17 protein-coding genes and 5 tRNA genes are annotated in these 19,819 nt (G+C 42.5%); 1 reads left to right on the top strand and 21 read right to left on the bottom strand.

The annotated features are described in order from the left end of the window. Positions 1 to 55: 55 nt before the first annotated feature. The 20 genes from rpoB to ACFGVR_RS11325 all read right to left on the bottom strand — a co-directional run bounded on the left by rpoB (position 56) and on the right by ACFGVR_RS11325 (position 14,447). Complete coding sequence (rpoB, locus tag ACFGVR_RS11420) at positions 56 to 3,859, bottom strand: DNA-directed RNA polymerase subunit beta (protein WP_448702951.1); 3,804 nt, start codon at positions 3,857 to 3,859, stop codon at positions 56 to 58. A gap of 219 nt (positions 3,860 to 4,078) precedes the next feature. Continuing rightward, the gene (gene rplL / locus ACFGVR_RS11415; protein WP_448702950.1) at positions 4,079 to 4,462 is read right to left on the bottom strand and encodes a 50S ribosomal protein L7/L12; all 384 of its coding nucleotides are present in this window, start codon (positions 4,460 to 4,462) and stop codon (positions 4,079 to 4,081) included. A 65-nt stretch (positions 4,463 to 4,527) separates the two neighbouring features. Continuing rightward, positions 4,528 to 5,046, bottom strand: coding sequence for a 50S ribosomal protein L10 (rplJ, locus tag ACFGVR_RS11410; protein WP_448702949.1), 519 nt, complete (start codon positions 5,044 to 5,046; stop codon positions 4,528 to 4,530). Between the two features lie 2 nt (positions 5,047 to 5,048). Continuing rightward, on the bottom strand, positions 5,049 to 5,747 hold the full coding sequence (gene rplA / locus ACFGVR_RS11405; RefSeq protein ID WP_448702948.1) for a 50S ribosomal protein L1: 699 nt from the start codon (positions 5,745 to 5,747) through the stop codon (positions 5,049 to 5,051). A gap of 23 nt (positions 5,748 to 5,770) precedes the next feature. Beyond that, positions 5,771 to 6,214 (bottom strand): 50S ribosomal protein L11, encoded by a 444-nt coding sequence (rplK, locus tag ACFGVR_RS11400; RefSeq protein WP_448702947.1) that lies wholly within the window; start codon positions 6,212 to 6,214, stop codon positions 5,771 to 5,773. Between the two features lie 173 nt (positions 6,215 to 6,387). After that, positions 6,388 to 6,930, bottom strand: a complete 543-nt coding sequence (gene nusG, locus ACFGVR_RS11395; protein WP_448702946.1) for a transcription termination/antitermination protein NusG — start codon at positions 6,928 to 6,930, stop codon at positions 6,388 to 6,390. An 18-nt stretch (positions 6,931 to 6,948) separates the two neighbouring features. Next, positions 6,949 to 7,146 (bottom strand): preprotein translocase subunit SecE, encoded by a 198-nt coding sequence (secE, locus tag ACFGVR_RS11390; protein WP_448702945.1) that lies wholly within the window; start codon positions 7,144 to 7,146, stop codon positions 6,949 to 6,951. 21 nt (positions 7,147 to 7,167) lie between these two features. Further along, positions 7,168 to 7,238 (bottom strand) — tRNA-Trp (locus ACFGVR_RS11385). 124 nt (positions 7,239 to 7,362) lie between these two features. After that, complete coding sequence (gene tuf / locus ACFGVR_RS11380) at positions 7,363 to 8,550, bottom strand: elongation factor Tu (RefSeq protein WP_448702944.1); 1,188 nt, start codon at positions 8,548 to 8,550, stop codon at positions 7,363 to 7,365. Between the two features lie 64 nt (positions 8,551 to 8,614). Continuing rightward, a tRNA-Thr gene (locus tag ACFGVR_RS11375) sits at positions 8,615 to 8,686 on the bottom strand. Positions 8,687 to 8,799: 113 nt separating this feature from the next. Further along, positions 8,800 to 8,872, bottom strand: a tRNA-Gly gene (locus ACFGVR_RS11370). 138 nt (positions 8,873 to 9,010) lie between these two features. Next, positions 9,011 to 9,091 (bottom strand) — tRNA-Tyr (locus ACFGVR_RS11365). A 96-nt stretch (positions 9,092 to 9,187) separates the two neighbouring features. Then, positions 9,188 to 9,260, bottom strand: a tRNA-Thr gene (locus ACFGVR_RS11360). 176 nt (positions 9,261 to 9,436) lie between these two features. Then, positions 9,437 to 9,781, bottom strand: a complete 345-nt coding sequence (gene hpf / locus ACFGVR_RS11355; protein WP_448702943.1) for a ribosome hibernation-promoting factor, HPF/YfiA family — start codon at positions 9,779 to 9,781, stop codon at positions 9,437 to 9,439. A 14-nt stretch (positions 9,782 to 9,795) separates the two neighbouring features. Next, a complete protein-coding gene (locus ACFGVR_RS11350; protein WP_448702942.1) occupies positions 9,796 to 10,764 on the bottom strand; it encodes a tyrosine-type recombinase/integrase in 969 nt (322 codons plus the stop codon). Between the two features lie 51 nt (positions 10,765 to 10,815). Then, the gene (gene rpsU / locus ACFGVR_RS11345) at positions 10,816 to 11,007 is read right to left on the bottom strand and encodes a 30S ribosomal protein S21 (RefSeq protein ID WP_448702941.1); all 192 of its coding nucleotides are present in this window, start codon (positions 11,005 to 11,007) and stop codon (positions 10,816 to 10,818) included. A 108-nt stretch (positions 11,008 to 11,115) separates the two neighbouring features. Next, positions 11,116 to 11,433, bottom strand: a complete 318-nt coding sequence (locus ACFGVR_RS11340) for a hypothetical protein (protein ID WP_448702940.1) — start codon at positions 11,431 to 11,433, stop codon at positions 11,116 to 11,118. Between the two features lie 116 nt (positions 11,434 to 11,549). Then, complete coding sequence (locus ACFGVR_RS11335) at positions 11,550 to 12,722, bottom strand: acyl-CoA dehydrogenase (RefSeq protein ID WP_448702939.1); 1,173 nt, start codon at positions 12,720 to 12,722, stop codon at positions 11,550 to 11,552. A 346-nt stretch (positions 12,723 to 13,068) separates the two neighbouring features. Next, complete coding sequence (locus tag ACFGVR_RS11330) at positions 13,069 to 13,596, bottom strand: adenine phosphoribosyltransferase (RefSeq protein WP_448702938.1); 528 nt, start codon at positions 13,594 to 13,596, stop codon at positions 13,069 to 13,071. Then, positions 13,593 to 14,447, bottom strand: a complete 855-nt coding sequence (locus ACFGVR_RS11325; RefSeq protein ID WP_448702937.1) for a helix-hairpin-helix domain-containing protein — start codon at positions 14,445 to 14,447, stop codon at positions 13,593 to 13,595. Before ACFGVR_RS11325 ends, ACFGVR_RS11330 begins: the two co-directional genes overlap by 4 nt. 76 nt (positions 14,448 to 14,523) lie before the next feature. Between ACFGVR_RS11325 and ACFGVR_RS11320 the strand changes: the two genes are divergently transcribed. Then, positions 14,524 to 16,278, top strand: coding sequence for a GNAT family N-acyltransferase (locus tag ACFGVR_RS11320; RefSeq protein WP_448702936.1), 1,755 nt, complete (start codon positions 14,524 to 14,526; stop codon positions 16,276 to 16,278). A 130-nt stretch (positions 16,279 to 16,408) separates the two neighbouring features. Here the strand turns inward: ACFGVR_RS11320 and ACFGVR_RS11315 are convergent, their stop codons facing one another. Then, the gene (locus ACFGVR_RS11315) at positions 16,409 to 19,729 is read right to left on the bottom strand and encodes a carboxypeptidase regulatory-like domain-containing protein (protein ID WP_448702935.1); all 3,321 of its coding nucleotides are present in this window, start codon (positions 19,727 to 19,729) and stop codon (positions 16,409 to 16,411) included. Positions 19,730 to 19,819 lie beyond the last annotated feature (90 nt).

Raw genomic sequence — 19,819 nt, 5'->3', positions numbered from 1 at the left:
CGGGTTGCGGGTTACCAGTTTTAAACTGACAACTCACAACCCATAACCCGCAACTTTATTCTAATGTGATATCCAAACCTAAACCTCTTAACTCGTGAACCAATACGTTGAATGATTCAGGAACTGAAGGTGTTGGCAGGTTTTCTCCTTTTACAATAGCCTCGTAAGTTTTAGCACGGCCCACAACATCATCCGACTTAACAGTCAGGATCTCTTGCAGGATGTTTGCAGCACCAAATGCTTCCAGTGCCCAAACCTCCATCTCACCAAAACGCTGACCACCGAACTGGGCTTTACCACCCAATGGCTGTTGTGTAATTAATGAGTATGGCCCGATTGAACGTGCGTGCATCTTATCGTCAACCATGTGACCCAGTTTCAGCATGTAAATAATACCTACTGTAGTTTGCTGGTCAAAACGGTCGCCGGTTAAGCCATTGTATAAATAAGTTCTGCCCGATTCTGGGATACCGGCCTTTTTAACCCACTCTTCCACTTCATCATGGCTTGCACCATCAAAAATCGGAGTAGCAAATTTAACGCCCAGCTCTTTACCTGCCCAGCCTAATACGGTTTCGTATATCTGGCCAAGGTTCATACGCGAAGGTACACCCAGCGGGTTCAATACGATATCAACAGGTGTTCCGTCTTCAAGGAAAGGCATGTCCTCATCACGTACAATACGGGCAACAATACCTTTGTTACCGTGGCGACCGGCCATTTTATCACCAACTTTAAGCTTACGCTTTTTAGCGATATAAACCTTAGCCATTTGTACAATACCCGATGGAAGCTCATCACCTACACTTATCGCGAATTTATCGCGGCGGTAAGCACCTAATTCTTCGTTCAGTTTAATGTTATAGTTGTGCAGTAACAATTTGATCTGCTCGTTTTTGTCATCATCAGTTGTCCATTTTGTTGGGTTGATGTTGGCAAACTCAAGTTCGACCAATATTTTTTGGGTAAATTTAACACCCTTAGCTACCAACAGCTCTTTGTAAACATTGTATACACCTTGCGATGTTTTACCGTTAACGATCTCAAATAGTTTTTCAACCAATAGATTTTTAAGATCTTTAACAGCTTTTTCGTGTTTGGTGTCAAGCTTATCAATTGCAGCTTTTTCTTCTGCTTTTGATGTCTTTTTAGCACGCGAGAAAAGTTTGGTATCAATAACCACACCCGCGATAGACGGCGGAGTTTTTAATGATGCATCCTTAACATCGCCTGCTTTATCACCAAATATGGCACGTAACAGTTTTTCTTCCGGTGATGGATCAGACTCTCCTTTCGGAGTGATCTTACCGATCAAAATATCGCCTTCCTTAACTTCGGCGCCTACGCGGATGATACCATTCTCGTCAAGGTCTTTTGTAGCCTCTTCCGATACATTCGGGATATCTGGTGTCAATTCCTCTTCACCGCGCTTGGTATCCCTAACTTCCAGTTCAAACTCTTCAACGTGGATAGAAGTAAAGATATCCTGCGATACAACACGCTCAGATATTACGATCGCATCCTCAAAGTTGAAACCTTGCCAAGGCATGAAGGCAACCTTCATGTTACGACCCAAGGCCAATTCACCGTCCTGAGTTGCATAACCTTCGCAAAGTACCTGTCCTTTTTCAACGCGTTGGCCTTTCTTAACGATCGGCTTCAGGTTGATGGTAGTGCTTTGGTTGGTTTTCTTGAACTTGATCAGTCGGTATGATTTTGTGTCGCCTTCGAAAGACACCAAACGGTCATCTTCGTTACGATCGTATTTAATACGGATCTCGGTAGCATCAACATACTCGACCACACCATCGCCTTCGGCGTTGATCAGTGTACGAGAGTCTTTTGCTACACGGCCTTCTAAACCTGTACCCACAATTGGCGCTTCCGGACGTAACAATGGTACGGCCTGGCGTTGCATGTTAGATCCCATCAGCGCACGGTTAGCATCATCGTGTTCCAGGAACGGAATTAACGATGCTGCGATCGAGGTGATCTGGTTTGGCGCGATGTCCATATAGTCAAGCCTGCTAGGCTCGATGATCGGGAAGTCGCCCTCGAAACGTGCTTTTACACGTGGGGTAGCGAAATTACCGTTATCATCATAAATAGCGTTGGCCTGACCAATTGTTTTACCGTCTTCATCTTCGGCAGATAAGTAAACAACCGGCTCCTGCATTTGTACAACACCATCGGCAACACGTTTGTATGGTGTTTCGATAAAACCAAGGTTATTGATCTTGGCGTGGATACATAATGACGAGATCAAACCAATATTCGGTCCTTCGGGAGTTTCAATGGTACACAACCTACCGTAGTGGGTGTAGTGAACGTCACGAACCTCGAAACCTGCACGCTCGCGCGACAGACCACCGGGCCCAAGGGCTGACAGACGACGCTTGTGCGTGATCTCTGCCAGTGGATTGGTTTGGTCCATAAACTGTGATAACTGATTAGTTCCGAAGAACGAGTTGATCACAGATGATAGTGTACGTGCGTTGATCAGATCAGTTGGCGTAAATACCTCGTTGTCGCGGATGTTCATACGCTCGCGGATGGTACGTGCCATACGTGCCAAACCTACACCAAACTGTGCGTACAATTGTTCGCCAACGGTACGTACACGGCGGTTTGACAAGTGATCGATATCATCAACCTCGGCCTTTGAGTTGATCAGTTTGATCAGGTACTTAACAATGGCGATGATATCGTCTTTAGTTAAAACCTTAACCTCATTAGGCGTAGTTAATTTTAATTTACGGTTGATGCGGTAACGGCCCACATCGCCCAGGTCATATCTTTTATCAGAGAAGAATAAACGATCGATGATACCACGGGCTGTTTCTTCATCAGGTGGTTCGGCGTTACGTAATTGACGGTAGATATGCTCAACCGCTTCTTTCTCAGAGTTTGAAGTATCTTTTTGTAGGGTATTATATATAATGGTATAATCGCCGCTTGTTGCCGCATCTTCCTTGTTGAGGATGATGGTTTTAACACCTGCGTCGATTATCATATCTATATGATCGTCTTCCAATACGGTTTCGCGCTCTAAAATGATCTCGTTCCTGTCGATCGAAACTACCTCGCCGGTATCTTCGTCCACAAAATCTTCAACCCATTTTTTAAGCACCCTTGCAGCAAGCTTACGGCCAATAAATTTCTTTAAGCCCGATTTGCTAACTTTTACTTCGTCGGCCAGTTCAAACAATTCGAGGATGTCTTTATCCGAATCGTAACCAATAGCACGTAACAGGGTTGTAACCGGGAATTTTTTCTTACGGTCAATGTATGCGTACATCACGTTATTAACGTCAGTAGCAAACTCGATCCACGAACCTTTGAAAGGTATAACACGGGCCGAGTATAATTTGGTACCGTTGGTGTGGCGGCTTTGGCCGAAGAACACACCTGGTGAACGGTGTAATTGTGATACAATTACGCGCTCGGCACCGTTGATCACAAAAGTTCCTTTAGGTGTCATATATGGGATGGTACCCAGATAAACATCTTGAACTATTGTTTCAAAATCTTCGTGCTCCTCATCATTACATGATAAGCGCAGTTTGGCCTTTAAAGGCACACTGTGGGTTAATCCGCGCTCTATACATTCCTGTATATCATAACGTGGCGGATCAATAAAATAATCCAGAAACTCTAAAACAAAAATGTTCCGCGAATCTGAAATAGGGAAGTTTTCGGCAAACACTTTAAATAAACCTTCTTTATGACGGTTATCTGAAGTAGTTTGTAATTGAAAAAATTCCTGGAATGATTGTAACTGTACATCCAGAAAATCAGGATATTCCAATACTTTCCTGCTGGTTGCAAAGTTTACTCTTTGATTTATTTCGTTTGCCAAGGTATTATAATTTTAATTTTATTTTTAACCTTATTTAGAGATGGGAGATATGAGTATTGGGGTGTGAACCAGGACGCTAATCAGCTACCTTTCAACACTTTTACATCAAATCGCGGTACTCAAATCTCATTTACCGCCGATGTATACAATATAAACGACAATAGACCCCGACCAAAATATGGTCGGAGTCTTTGATTTTAAACTATTTGTTGAGCTAAATTATTTAACTTCAACAACAGCTCCTGCTTCTTCTAATTGTTTTTTCAAGCTTTCAGCTTCTTCTTTAGAAACACCAGTTTTTACTTCTTTAGGTGCACCGTCAACTAAGTCTTTAGCTTCTTTCAAGCCTAAGCCTGTTAGATCTTTTACTAATTTAACAACTGCTAATTTCTGACCACCTGCTTCTTTCAGGATAACGTCAAATGCAGTTTGAGCTGCTTCTGCTGCTGGTGCATCACCACCACCTGCAGGGGCTGCTGCTACTGCAACTGCTGCTGCTGCCGGCTCAATGCCATACTCATCTTTTAAAATCTGAGCTAGTTCGTTTACTTCTTTTACTGTCAAGTTTACCAACTGTTCAGCAAACGCTTTTAAATCTGCCATTATTATAAATTTTTAATTTTTAATGCTTTTTGTTTTTAATGCTGGTCATTATTCAAGGCGACCAATTAACCTCTTTCTTGTAAAGTTTTAACTAAGCCAGCTATAGTGCTACCACCCGATTTAAGAGCTGAAATAACGTTTTTAGCAGGCGATTGCAATAAGCCAACGATCTCGCCGATCAATTGTTCTTTCGACTTCAGGTTTACCAAAGCGTCTAACTGATTATCGCCGATGAATACAGCGGTATCAATGTAAGCAGCTTTTAAAACCGGTTTATCACCTTGTTTTCTTAATTGTTTGATCAGTTTAGCCGGAGCAGTACCTGATTTAGAAAACATGATAGATGACGAGCCTTTTAAAACGCCATAGATCTCGGTAAAATCACCTTCAACAGCCTCCATGGCCTTTCTGATCAGTGTATTTTTTGTTACCTGGATCTTGATGTCGCTTTCAAAACATTTACGACGGATATCGTTAATTTTTGCAACTGTTAAGTTTGAAGTATCAGTAATATAAAAATTACCGTACTCTTTCATTTGTTCAGCAAGGGCAAGAACAACGTCGTGTTTTTCTTCTTTATTCATGATTAGATCCCCGCTACTGTTTTAGTTTCAACTTCGATTCCGGGAGACATAGTTGAAGAGATATGAATGCTCTTAAAATATGTTCCTTTTGCTGCTGATGGTTTTAGTTTTGAAATGATCTGGAGTACTTCCAAAGCATTTTCATAAATTTTTTCAGCAGGGAAAGATACTTTTCCTATTGATGCATGGATGATACCGGTTTTGTCAACCTTGAAATCGATCTTACCACCTTTTACCTCGGTTACAGCTTTGCCTACATCTGTAGTTACTGTACCCGATTTAGGGTTAGGCATTAAGTTACGCGGACCAAGCACACGGCCTAATCTACCTACTTTAGCCATAACGCTTGGCATAGTGATGATAATATCAACATCAGTCCATCCGCCTTCAATCTTGGCAATATAATCGTCCAAACCTACATAATCTGCACCTGCATCTTTTGCCTCTTGTTCCTTTTCGGGAGTACAAAGCACCAATACACGTACAGTTTTGCCGGTTCCGTGAGGTAAGGTTGCAATACCACGCACCATTTGATTGGCTTTACGCGGATCAACACCTAAACGAACATCTATATCAACAGATGAATCAAACTTGGTAGTAGTAATATCTTTTACCAACGATGATGCATCCTGTAAAGAATACGCTTTATTAACCTCAACCTTGGAGAGTGCCGTTTTTTGATTTTTTGTTAATCTTGCCACTGTCTTTAACTGATTTTAATTAATTAATTACTCCAGGGCGCTGTACCAGAAACGGTAATTCCCATACTGCGTGCTGTGCCTGCAACCATTTTCATGGCTGATTCTACTGTGAACGCGTTCAAGTCTGTCATTTTATCTTTAGCAATCGTCTCAACCTGATCCCAGCTTACGCTTGATACTTTTTTACGGTTAGGCTCTGCCGATCCACTCTTTAAACCTGTAGCTTCCAATAACTGGATAGCAACCGGTGGAGTTTTGATGATAAAATCAAAAGATTTGTCGACGTAAACGGTAATAACTACCGGCAACACTTTACCTGGCTTGTCTTGGGTACGGGCATTAAACTGCTTGCAAAATTCCATGATGTTAACACCTTTAGCACCCAATGCCGGGCCTATTGGTGGAGATGGATTTGCAGCGCCGCCTTTAACCTGTAGTTTTACTAACGCACCTACTTCTTTTGCCATTTTAATTTACTTTATTTAATACTCAATGTTAGTAGTGGAAGCTATGTAACATTTAAGGTTTTTTGATTTCGGATTTCGGATGTTCAATTTCGGATTTTACTCCTATCCTATTCTGAAATCTATATTTACAATTTTCTAAATCCGACATCGAAAATTCGATATCCGAAATAGAACTATTCTTTCTCTACCTGCATGTAATTCAATTCGAGCGGCGTACGGCGGCCGAATATCTTTACCATTACTTTCAGTTTCTTTTTCTCTTCGTTAACTTCTTCAATAACGCCGCTAAAGCCGTTGAATGGACCATCCATTACTTTAACGTTTTCGCCAATGTAATATGGTACGTTCATGGTTTCGCCTTGCGCGGTCATTTCGTCAACCTTACCTAAAATACGGTTAACTTCGGCCTGGCGCAAAGGGATGGCATTGCCTGCCTTATCGCCTAAAAAGCCAATCACACTATTAATATTCTTAATAATGTGTTCTAACTCACCGTCAAGCGCGGCTTCCATCAATACATAACCCGGAAAATAGTTACGCTCTTTAGCTATCTTTTTTCCGTCGCGCATCTGGTAATATTTTTCCATCGGTATTAATACCTGTGGCACCAGATGTGAAATGCCTAAACGATTAATTTCGGCATCTATATATTGTTTAACTTTTTTTTCTTTACCGCTAATGGCTCTCACCACGTACCATTTCAATTGATCTGTCATCTGCATTAAAATATTACGCTATTTATTCAATGAACTATAAAAGAAATGCAAGCCTTGCCCAAAAGCAGTATCCATTAGCAAAATGATCAACGCTATAATAATTGAAGCAACTAAAACCAGTATCGCACTGCTTTGTAATTCGCTCCAGGTTGGCCAGGTTACTTTATCGGTCAACTCGTCGTATGATTCTTTAATATACTCGGTTACTTTAGCCATTTTTATTTAATCTCTTTGTAGCACGGGAACAAGGATTCGAACCCTGATCAAAGGTTTTGGAGACCTCTATTCTACCGTTGAACTATTCCCGTTTTTGTTAATCGCCTTTAAGGGCAATTTTATTATTTACATATTAGAGCAAAAGTACCAGGATAAATCCCGGTACTTTTACACTAAAAATTAACCGTTCCTTGTTACCCTAAAAGGGCAAGTGGTTTATTTTAAAATTTCAGTTACCTGACCCGCGCCAACGGTACGGCCACCTTCGCGGATAGCGAAACGTAAACCTTTTTCCATTGCGATCGCGTTGATCAATTTTACTGTAATTGTTACGTTATCACCAGGCATAACCATTTCTACACCTTCGGCTAACGAGATCTCGCCAGTTACGTCGGTTGTACGGAAATAGAATTGCGGACGGTATTTGTTGAAGAATGGAGTGTGACGGCCACCTTCTGCTTTTGACAATACGTAAACTTCGGCTTTGAAATCGGTGTGCGGAGTTACTGAACCTGGTTTGCAAATAACCATACCACGACGGATATCAGTTTTTTCAATACCACGTAACAATAAACCTACGTTATCACCAGCTTCGCCACGGTCAAGGATCTTGCGGAACATCTCAACACCTGTTACGGTTGATTTTAAGTTCTCAGCACCCATACCTAATATATCTACCTGCTCGCCAGAGTTGATTACACCACGCTCGATACGACCGGTTGCTACAGTACCACGACCAGTGATCGAGAATACGTCTTCAACTGGCATCAGGAATGGAAGCTCAGTTAAACGTGGAGGGATTGGGATGTAGCTATCTACAGCATCCATCAGCTCCATGATCTTGCCAACCCATTTAGCATCGCCGTTAAGGCCACCTAAGGCTGAACCCTGGATTACCGGGATATCATCACCTGGATATTCGTAGAATGATAATAATTCGCGGATCTCCATTTCAACTAATTCCAACAATTCCGGATCATCAACCATGTCAACCTTGTTCATGAAAACAACCAGTGCCGGTACGCCTACCTGACGTGCCAAAAGGATGTGTTCACGGGTTTGTGGCATCGGACCATCTGTTGCAGCAACTACGATGATTGCACCGTCCATTTGGGCAGCACCAGTAACCATGTTTTTCACATAGTCAGCGTGACCTGGACAGTCAACGTGAGCATAGTGACGGTTAGCTGTTGAATATTCAACGTGAGCAGTGTTAATGGTAATACCACGTTCTTTTTCTTCAGGAGCCGAGTCGATTGAATCGAATGAACGAGCTTCTGATAAACCTGCATCAGCTAATACTTTAGTGATAGCTGCGGTAAGGGTTGTTTTACCGTGGTCAACGTGACCGATAGTACCGATGTTTAAGTGCGGCTTACTGCGGTCAAACTTTTCTTTTGCCATGATCTATAAATGTTTGTTGGTTAATTTTTATTTTAAATGTTACTATATACTAATTATATAAGTGAGCCAACAATGGGATTTGAACCCATGACCTCTTCCTTACCAAGGAAGTGCTCTACCCCTGAGCTACGTCGGCTTATGTTTTGATTTCGGATTTCGGATTTTCAATTTCGAATTTTCAAAATTCACTAACCGATTTCTTAATCTTTTAAGTCCGAAATCGAAAATTCGAAATCCGACATACAAATGAGCGGAAGACGAGGTTCGAACTCGCGACCTATAGCTTGGAAGGCTATCGCTCTACCAACTGAGCTACTTCCGCTTGTTTAATGATTGAAGGATTGAATTATTGAAGGATTGAATGCTAAGCAAACTACCTTTTAATAACTCAATCCCTTTGGCTTGCTAATTAAATAATAAATCTATCATTCAATCATTAAGACCTTCAATCATTGTTATGTGGGGGGAGAAGGATTCGAACCTTCGTAGCCGAAGCAACGGATTTACAGTCCGTCCCATTTGACCGCTCTGGTATCCCCCCATTTCCTGATTTCGGGTTTCGAATTTTCGATTTCGGATTTGACTTTTTAGATCAGATCAAAATTTGAAATTGAACATTCGATATCGAAATTAAGAGAGCCTCCTATCGGGATCGAACCAATGACCTACTGATTACAAGTCAGTCGCTCTACCAGCTGAGCTAAGGAGGCAAATTATTTTATAAGAACAATTCCTTTTTGGTTTATGCCGGGGTGCTGTTGAGTACCTCTCCAAAAGGGATTGCAAATCTACAAAATATAATGCCTGAACAAAATATTTTTTCAAAAAAAAATCGGCGGGTATTTTGCCCGCCGAAATCTTTGAAATTTTATGTGTTTAAAAGGTTTTATTCGTCAAGTAAGGTCACCAAAACGTTACGATTAGCGCTTTGCAGGGCGCTATCCTTCTTCTGCTTATGCTTACCTATCTGCTTAATGAGCGATTCGATGGCCAGATCGGTAGCTTCTTCGAAGGTTTTACACTGCTGTTTGGCAAATAGTTGTGTACCGGGCACTAACAGCTTAATCTCCGTTATCTTATTGGTCTCATCTTCAACATTTTCGAGCTTCAAATAAACCTCACCGCTGATGATCTGATCAAAAAAAACATCGAGTTTATCGGCTTTTTTCTGGATAAAGTTTAACAACTTTTTGTCGGCTGTGAAGTGGATGGACTGCACTCTGATTTTCATGTTCTCTCCTTTTTTTAGGCCTTTGGATGGGCCAGTTTGTAAATAGACTTTAATCGCTCAACTGAATTATGTGTATAAATCTGGGTCGCGCTGAGGTTGGCGTGGCCCAAAAGTTCTTTGATCGAATTTAGATCGGCCCCGTTATTGAGCAGGCTTGTTGCAAAGGTGTGCCTTAACACGTGCGGGCTTTTTTTATCCTGGGTTGATATGTATGATAGATACTTTTGCACTATAAGATAAATCATTTTAGGATAACCATCGGCACCCTTATTGGTAACGATTAATATTAACGAATTGTTATGAAAATTTTCACTTTTCTTTAACTGCTGATACTTAGCCAGTAAAAGTTTCAATTCGTTATTAATTGGTACTATACGCTGCTTGTTGCGTTTGCCTAAAACCTTAATAGTGTTAGCATGCAGGTCAACATCTGTTTCTTTCAGGCCTACCAGTTCGGCCAGCCGGATGCCGGTACCAAACAACATCTCTATGATGAGTTTATCGCGCACGCCGGTAAAGGTTTCGTCAAAAGTATCTTCGCTTTGCAAAAGCTTAACTATTTTATCTTCTTCAACTATTACCGGCAGGCGTTTGGGTATTTTGGGCGCCTGTATTTTTGATGCCGGGTTACTGGTTAACGTACCTTCGCGCATTAAAAATTTAAAAAAAGTGCGCAGCGAGGCTATTTTACGGTTAATGGATTTTGCGGTTTGTCCGCCGTTCATTAATTCAACTATCCATTCGCGGATATCGTTGTAGGTAACTGAATCGATGTTTTCGAGAAGAAGATCTGTTTTAAGCTTAAGCTCGTTGGCCGGAAGGCTCTTTTGCCCGGATGTGGCGGTGTGGCTAAAAAATTGTTTCAGATCGTTTTGGTATGCAGTAACTGTATGAGGCGAGAACCTTTTTTCAAACTGCAAATACCGTATAAAACGCTCTAAAACCATAAAAACTATTTGCTCATCCAGAATATGAATGTACAAATAGTTTTAATATGACGTTAGGAAAAAATTAATTTTTGTTAAAAACAGAAATTAGTTTCCTTCGATGTTCATGTTTTGTTTGTAGATAGCATGTTTAATCTCAGTCCTGCGGGCAACTGATTTTTTTTCGAATGCCTGACGGCTACGAAGTTCTCTTAAAACACCTGTCTTTTCAAATTTCTTTTTAAAGCGTTTTAACGCTTTGTCTAATGATTCGCCGTCTTTTACGTTGATAATGATCATAATTCCTACAAATACCTCCTTTCAGGGACGGCAAAGGTAAGTAAATGTTTTGAAAATCAAAAAGGTATAAAGGAATAATATATTAAAAATTAAAGGCAGAAGAACAACTTACCATTTTTGTACAGTATATAAATACTGCTCGCCCGAGTGAAGTAACGTTAAAGTATCATGATCTGCTGCTTTTCTTAAGGTATCGCCGCGATACGCCCTATGATCAAACCACACCGTTGAATTGATGCTTTGGGGAATTATACGATACTCTTTTTTGTTTACAGTAAACATTACATAATCACGATACCGGTAAATTGTATCGATGGTACCGTCAATCTTATCGCTGTGAAACTCTGAGTATTTCCCTCTTCGTGCTAAAATTAAAAAGCCTCCGAATAGTACAATAAAAATAATAAAACCAATTCCACGTTTCATAACGCTAATATAGCGTTATGCATGGCGTTCCCTGCGGGCCGGGCTATTCGCTCATACTGCACGCGCATTAGCCACGGGCCGGTATCCGCTGCTATCCCTAACGCAATATATCCGTTTTACCTTAGCACTTCCCTCCCAATCACAATCTTCTGTATTTCCGAAGTCCCTTCGCCGATGGTGCACAGTTTGGCATCGCGGTAGTACTTTTCAACCGGGAAATCTTTGGTATAGCCGTAACCGCCGAAGATCTGTACGGCGTCCGTTGCTACCCTTACAGCAACTTCGGATGCGAAGTATTTAGCCATTGCCGATTGTTTGGTTACGTTTTGACCGCGATTTTTCAGATCAGCCGCCTGCATAACCAGCAGTTCGGCAGCTTCAATTTCGGTTGCCATATCGGCTATTTTAAACGAGATGCCCTGGAAGTTTGCAATAGGCTGGCCAAACTGATGACGCTCTTTGGCGTATTTTACCGCCGCCTCGAACGCACCTTTGGCAATACCTAATGATAACGCGGCAATTGATATACGCCCGCCATCCAATACTTTCATGGCCTGTTTAAAGCCGCCCCCTTCCGCGCCAAGCAAATTAGTTTTAGGCACCCGGCAGTTGTCAAATATCAGTTCGGTAGTTTCGGAGGCACGCATGCCTAACTTGTTTTCTTTTTTACCATGGGTAAAGCCTGGCGTGCCTTTCTCAATCACCAATGCCGATATGCCGTTTGAATCGCCTTTTTCGCCTGTGCGCACCATCACCACGGCAATATTGCTCGATTTACCGTGGGTTATCCAGTTTTTTGAGCCGTTAACAATATAATGGTCGCCATCTAATACTGCAGTGGTGTTCATTCCCATAGCGTCAGATCCGGTATTGGCTTCGGTTAACCCCCAGGCTCCTATCCATTCGGCGGTAGCCAGTTTAGGTAGCCAGCGGTGTTTCTGTTCTTCGTTGGCAAAAGCCAGAATATGACCGGTGCATAACGAGTTATGCGCCGCTACCGATAAACCTATCGAACCGCATACTTTTGCAATTTCTACTATAGTAGTTACATATTCGAAATAGCCAAAGCCTGAACCTCCGTATTCTTCGGGTACAAGCACGCCCATCAAACCTAACTCTCCTAATTTTTTGAATAACTCTATCGGGAAGATCTGTTCTTCGTCCCACTCCATTACGTGGGGGCGAATATTTTTTTCAGCAAAATCCTTAACCATTTGGGCAACCATCTGCTGGTTGTCGCTTATTGAAAAATCGTATCCGGCGGATACATCGACAGGGAAACTCATCATTAAAATTTGCTATTTATTATGCAAACATAATAAATAAAAATGGACGCATCGGGTTCAAAAACCTTAAATATGATAGGATAAAACGGTTTTTGGTATAGATTATGAGTTTAGTTGAAACAGATTAAGAAATGACGAGCTTAATAAGATGAAAAATATTTTCTTATTTTTAGGTTGACGGCGAGGTTTCGTCATAACATGTTATCGATCGTATAAAACATGTTTAGTATTTGGGCGTTTCCCGGCGGGTCGGGCTTTTCGCTCATATTGCACAGGCATTAGCCACAGGCCGGTATCCGCTGCAATCCCTAACGCAGACGGCCGGGGTTAGAAAATGCATTAATCTATTTTAATACTTTGCCAGCGTAATGATCGTGTCCGATATCGGGCGGATCTTTTCTTCTCCATTTAAAAAGCCTAAACCTATCACAAAGCTAAAACCGGCAACATGGCCGCCCATTTCTTGTATCAGTTGGCTGGTCGCGGTAACCGTGCCGCCTGTCGCTAACAAGTCATCGTGGATAAGGATATGCGCGCCGGGTTCAAAGGCATCGGTGTGCAACTCAATGGTAGCGGTGCCGTATTCAAGTTCGTACACCTTTTGCTTAACGGTATGGGGCAGTTTACCTGCTTTACGTACCGGGATAAACGGAACACCCAAACGCATGGCCAGCATTAGTCCGAACAAAAAGCCGCGGCTCTCAACACCGGCTACAGCGTCGATCTTTATACCCTGAAGTTTTTCGGCAAAAGCATCCACAATACCCTGGCAAAGCCGGTGATCTTTCAATATCGGGGTAACATCCTTAAATATAATACCCGGTTTGGGAAAGTCAGGAATGTCGCGAACTGCTGCTTTTACTTGTTGTTCTATCATTTGAAGGTTAAATAGGGCGCAATTTTACGCAAAATTTCGGCATCAAGTATGGCTACCTGGCGCAAATCTTCCATCGAATGATAATCGCCATGTTGGGCGCGATATTGCACCATCGCATTCATTTGCTTAAAGTTTAAATAAGGGAAGGGCCGCAGCTCGTCAACCGTTACGGTATTGATGTGGATCTTTTTGATCCGGGCTGCGTTTACGATGATATGAGGGGTTATCTCCTGGTACTTTGCCGTATCAATACCATAGATCTCCATCAGTTGCTCCTTTTTAATAAACCCGCCAAGCTGGCTGCGGTATTTTATAATTCGCGACGCAAACGATGGCCCTATGCCCTTAACCTGGGTTAAACGTGTAGAATCGGCGGCGTTGATCTCTACAACCTCATCTGTTTTTGTACTGGCAAACTGCGCCGGCAAGGTAATGTAACCCTCCAGCCGTTTATAATCTTCGGGTGTAATGGAGTATATTTTTTGCAGGTCGGTTTTGGTATAAAACTTTCCACCTTTGGCTTCGTAGTTTTTAAGTATACCGATCTGTTTTGCACTTAAACCCAATTTGGCCCATTGTTCGGCAGGCAGTTTATTGGGGTTAAAGTTAAAAAGTGTAGGATGTGGGTTCCGGGTATCATCGGCGGCATATTCTTCGGCCGGGTTACCATTGGCATCTTTTAATTGAGCGGCTATTTTGTTAAACTCTTTCAGGTCCATCGCCGGCTCACGGTGAAAGTAATGCCAGATATAAGGCGCGGCAATAATAGCCGCGATGACAATGAGCATCACTACCATGCCGTTCCATTCTTTTTTTGTTATCTCAAAGTAACTTCTGAGTGACTGTTTCATTCAAACACTATCTGTTTAGCTAAATAATGAATATTTTTACAGCTTACATCTGCAAGCTTTACATTTTTTATCCCCAATGAAGATAATAACCCGATCCGAATTTGCCAAAGCCACCAAATTAGATAAGTTACGATTACCAGGCCTTGCGGCGTTGTTAATGGAGGTAATGAAAATTAACCAGGTTAACGAGCTATTCGCATCCGCACAACCCAAGCAGGGCCCCGAGTTTGTGGATGCTATTTTAGAAGGCTGTGGCGTATCTATCGACTTTGATGAGCGTGAGCTAAAGAACATCCCTGCCGAGGGCGGTTTCATTGCCATAGCCAACCATCCTTACGGCGGTATTGAAGGCATGGTGATGCTTAAACTGCTTTGTATGATAAGGCCCGATGCCAAACTGATGGCCAACTTTTTGCTTAAAAAGATACCTAACCTGAGCGATTACTTTATAGCAGTTAATCCCTTCGAAAATATTGAGCATTCATCCAGCATCAGCGGCATAAAAAACACACTCGAGTTATTACAGCAAGGTACCCCGATAGGTATTTTTCCTGCCGGCGAGGTATCTACTTTTCATTTTGAAACACAGCAGGTAACTGATAAAAAGTGGCACCCGGTGGTGGGCAAAATAATTGCCAGGGCAGGTTTGCCGGTTGTACCCATCTACTTCCATGGCAATAATGGTGTACTTTTCAATTTGCTAAGCATGATACACCCAAGTTTACGCACCGCCAAACTGCCGTCGGAATTATTCAACAAACAGGGGCATACTATTAAACTACGTATAGGTAAGCCCATCCAGGTGGCCGATATCCCATACAATGGAAACACTACCAAGCTGCTTAATTTTTTAAGGGCCAAAACATACGCCCTGGGTGCCGGACTGGAAGAAGACAAGCGTTTGTTTAAAAGGCGCAGCATCTTTAAAATAAAAAAACGCCCTCAACCCATTATTGAAGAAACCAGTGCGGCTATTTTAGAAAAAGAGGTTAACGCTTTGCGCGATGAGCATAGCGTTTGGGTTGAAAAGCAATACGAGGTTTTTATCACACCCACATCGGCCATACCCAATGTTATCCGCGAAATTGGGCGCCTGCGCGAGATCACCTTTCGTGAGGTTGGCGAGGGGAGCAACAAAAGCATTGATCTGGACGAATATGATATTTACTACAACCAGCTTTTTATATGGGATAACGAAGCCAAACTGATCGTGGGTGCCTACCGCATCGGGCTTGGCGACGAAATATTTTACAGCCTGGGCAAAAAAGGTTTTTACACTGCCGAGCTATTCAAAATTAAAGGGCAGTTTACCCCTGTGCTAAAGCAAAGCCTTGAGCTTGGCCGTTCGTTTATCCGTAAAGAATACCAGCAAAAGCCCCTGCCCCTATTTTTGTTATGGAAGGGCATTTTAAAATATCTGATCGATAACCCACGTTACCGCTATTTGATCGGGCCGGTAAGTATCAGCAACAGCTTTTCAAAATTCTCCAAATCGCTTATTGTGGATTATATCTACCGCAATCACTTCGATCATGATATGGCGCAGTATGTTAAGCCGCATAAGCGGTTCAAAGTTGATTTTTCGAGTATTGATACCGACCTGCTTTTAGAGGGCGAGGATAGCTTTAAAACCATCGACAAGCTGATAGACGAGGTAGAAACCCGCACTCTTAAAGTGCCGGTACTATTGCGTCAGTACATCGCGCTTAACGCCAAAATTATCTGCTTCAATATTGACCCTAAGTTTGCCGATTGCCTTGACGGTTTCCTGGTGCTCGACCTGGAAAAAGTACCGCATGAGATGCTGGAGAAGCTGGGGAAGAATTTGTAGTCCGGAAGTCGGTAAGTCCGAAAAGACCGAAAGATAGCAACGCCAAAAAGCTTTATATACAAGAAAGTCCGAAGGCGGGAGCATATGCTCTCAGCTTTCGGACTTTCCGTCTTACTGACTTTCGGACTTATTAGAAGCTATAGCGTATGCCAAACTGCATTTGGTAACGTGAAGCAAACAGGTCAACCTGGTAAGGTACTCCCGGATCTGCCCAGGTATAAGTTGGGTAGGTTGCTGTTGTACCACCGCTAACAAAAGTTGGTTTTGCAGCTGCCTTTAAACCTACGCTGGCTGTTGAGTTAAACGTGTTAGACGAGAAGTAGTAGTGTCCCCAGTCTTTGCTTAACAGGTTAGTCAGGTTAATAATATCGTAAGTAAAGGTAATGCTTTGTTTGTGTTTGGTACCGAAGTTGAACTCGTGGGTGAAACGGAAATCAAGTTGGGTATTCCAGGGTGTACGGGCAGCGTTACGCTCGGTGAACTGGCCACGGCGTGAGCTTAAGTACGGGTTGCTATCGATATACTGATCAAACGCTGCTGCCTGTGCTGCCTCAGTTGCAGTTGGTGCAGTTGGAGTTAAGCTGAACAATTTGATCGTTTCGCCTGTATTTGGAATGTAAGCAACGTTAACTTGCTGGCCTGTACCATTGATCTGGCTGTTATAGAAACCATAAGTGTATGGGTTACCCGATTGCGCGCTCAGGAAGAAAGTAAAGTTTGATACCATGCTTTTAGTAGCGCCCCAGCCAACATGATAGTTTAAAGTTGATACGATGCGGTGACGAACATCAAAGTTTGAATAAGCCGCTTGCGGGTTATTTGGGTTACCGGCCTGGTTTAACTGCCAGTTCGATTCCATTGAGTTACGGATACCGTTGGTTACGTCTTTCGATTCGCCGTAGGTATAAGCCACACTACCATCAAAGCCACCTACTGTTTTAGCAACCTGTGCGGTAATGCTGTAACGGTGTCCCTGGTCGGTGTTTGATAATTCGTAAGCGTTGGTAAAGTTAGCCGACGGTTTAGCGTTTATAAATATTGGCTGTACGTGGTTAACATCATAAGGATAATAAGTTACGTTATCCTGTGTATTTACCTGTTGGAATTTTAAATCGCGGATCACATCGGTATAAATACCTTCTAAGGTAAATTTCCACAGATCTTGTGTTTTAAAATCGAAAGCTAAGTTGGTTCTCCAAACTTGCGGCATTTTAAAGTTATTGTCAATCAAGTCAACCTGGGTTGAGCCGGTTACAGTAGTGTTAACAGCCGGAACCTGTGTATTAACAAAACCTAAACCACCGTTAGGGAAAGCTTGTATTGGGTTTGTACCCGGAGTAATGGCAGTACCTGTGCCGGCTACGATGTTATTTTTATCGTAAGCACCAAAGGTGTTACCGTTGTTATAAAACGCGTAACCAAACCATGCAAATGGTACACGGCCGGTAAATGTACCTGTACCACCGCGGATAATAACGCTTTGGTCACCGTTTAAATCATAGTTAAATGATACGCGCGGGTTGATCTGTACATTATCTAAGTAAGTATTGGTGATGTCTTTTGGCTTGGTATAGGTAAAGGTTGAACCATAATAAGAATCAACAGCAGCACCTGTAGTTTTTGTACTTAGTGGCTGTTTTGTTGGCACACCGGCGTAATCCAAACGGATACCTGCAGTAATTTTCAAATTATCTGTAGCTTGTATTTCATCCTGGCCATAAAGGCTTAACAGGTTAACATTAAATTTAGCCGATGGGTTGGCCAAAATGTTATCGCGGGTGTTAGCCGAATAATCCGAGTAGTAATAATTTGTACGTACACGTGATGGTGAGAATGCAGCAGGAGTACCTGTTGTTCTGAATGTACCTGTAAAATTGTCAATGTTTGAGAAAGCCACACGGCCGTTCCAGGCGTTTACAAAGTTGTAGGTAATATCGTAAAACTCGTTATGCGTACCAACAGTAAAGTTGTGGTTGCCTTTACTAAAAGTTAAGTTATCGGTAAACTCCATTACCTTTTGGTGCATATCAAAAATTGCAGCCTCGCGGTCGGTACCTAAAAAGATGGTAGTACCCGCTGTACGGCCGGTAATTTCGATCTGTGGTAATGCAGGGTTAGAGTTAGGATCGCGATAATCGTGAACGTTTGAATAACCTAACAATAAACTGTTATGGAAGCTGTTTGACAATTGTGATTTTAACTCGGCAACAAACGACGTTGAGTTGTTGTGCGAAGTATAATCTATACCGCTGAAGCGGAAGTTAGCACCATCGCGCTCTAAGTTAGTAGCGGTTGAAGTGATGGTGTTATTACGTAAGGTTAACTGGTTTTTATCGTTAATGTTCCAGTCCAAACGGTTAAAAAACTTGTTCGAATTTGAGAAAATAGTTGTGTTACCAAAAGTACCCGGGTCAATACCACCTGTGTAAGATTTAAATGCAGCGGTAATATCCTGGGCATCTTGCACAGAAAGGATAGCTGCCGAGCCTGCAGTACCTGCACCGCTGATCACCGGATCCTGGCGGCGTGAGATCTCTTCGTTGGTGAAGAAGAACAATTTATCTTTAATTAACGGGAAACCTACGCGGAAACCTGCGTTATAATCGTGAAATTCGCCTGGTTCGCTGCTGCCATCGCCACCTACGTTAGCCGGCACATTGTTTGGGCCTACCAAACCTGCACCACGACCGTAACCGTATACCGAACCGGTAACAGTGTTAGTACCGCTGCGGGTTACTGCGTTAATTGAACCACCTAATACGTTACCAATTTTGATATCGTAAGGAGCAACAAAAACCTGTACATCTTGGATCGCATCTAATGATACCGGGCTGGTGCGTGTACTGCTGCCTACCGAACCGCTTTGGTTGGTTTGACCACCTAATGATGGGCTGAAACCGATCGCGTCGTTATTGATAGCACCGTCTAACGTTAAGTTGTTGTAACGGAAGTTGGTACCCTGAAACGAGTTATTGGCACTTTGCGGTGTGATACGGGTAATATCGGTTAAGCTGCGGTTAATAGCAGGCATACGGCGTATTTGAGCCTGGTTAACGTTAGTGCTGGTACCGTTTTTAGTAGCACCACCTACTACGGTAACTGCTTTTAATTCGGTAGCTGCGTCCGTCATTTTAAAGTTGTAAGTAGCGTTACCTAAAGTAATGGTAATATCGGTTCTTTCTTCTTTTTTGAAACCGATAAAGCTGGCCGTAATGCTGTAAGGGCCACCCGGATTTACGTTGGGAATAGAGTAACGGCCATCGGTGTTTGATTGCGCGCCATAATGGGTGCCTGTACTGTTGTTGGTTACATATACAGATACACCAGGCATTGCCGCACCTTTTTGATCGACAATTTTACCACTGATGGTGGCGCTTGTGATCTGTGCGTTTGCTACACCGGCTATAGCGAGGATGAGGCCGGTTAATAGTAATGCGTAAAGCTTTTTCATGTATGATTTGATTTTATCACAAAGGTTGCCTCAACACATTAAGTCTATGTTAACAGTAGATTATTTTTCTTGGAAATAAGTGGCGATATT

The sequence above is a fragment of the Mucilaginibacter aureus genome, from assembly GCF_053514885.1.
Note: the sequence above shows the minus strand (reverse complement) of the source record. Positions and strands in the feature narration are given on the sequence as shown.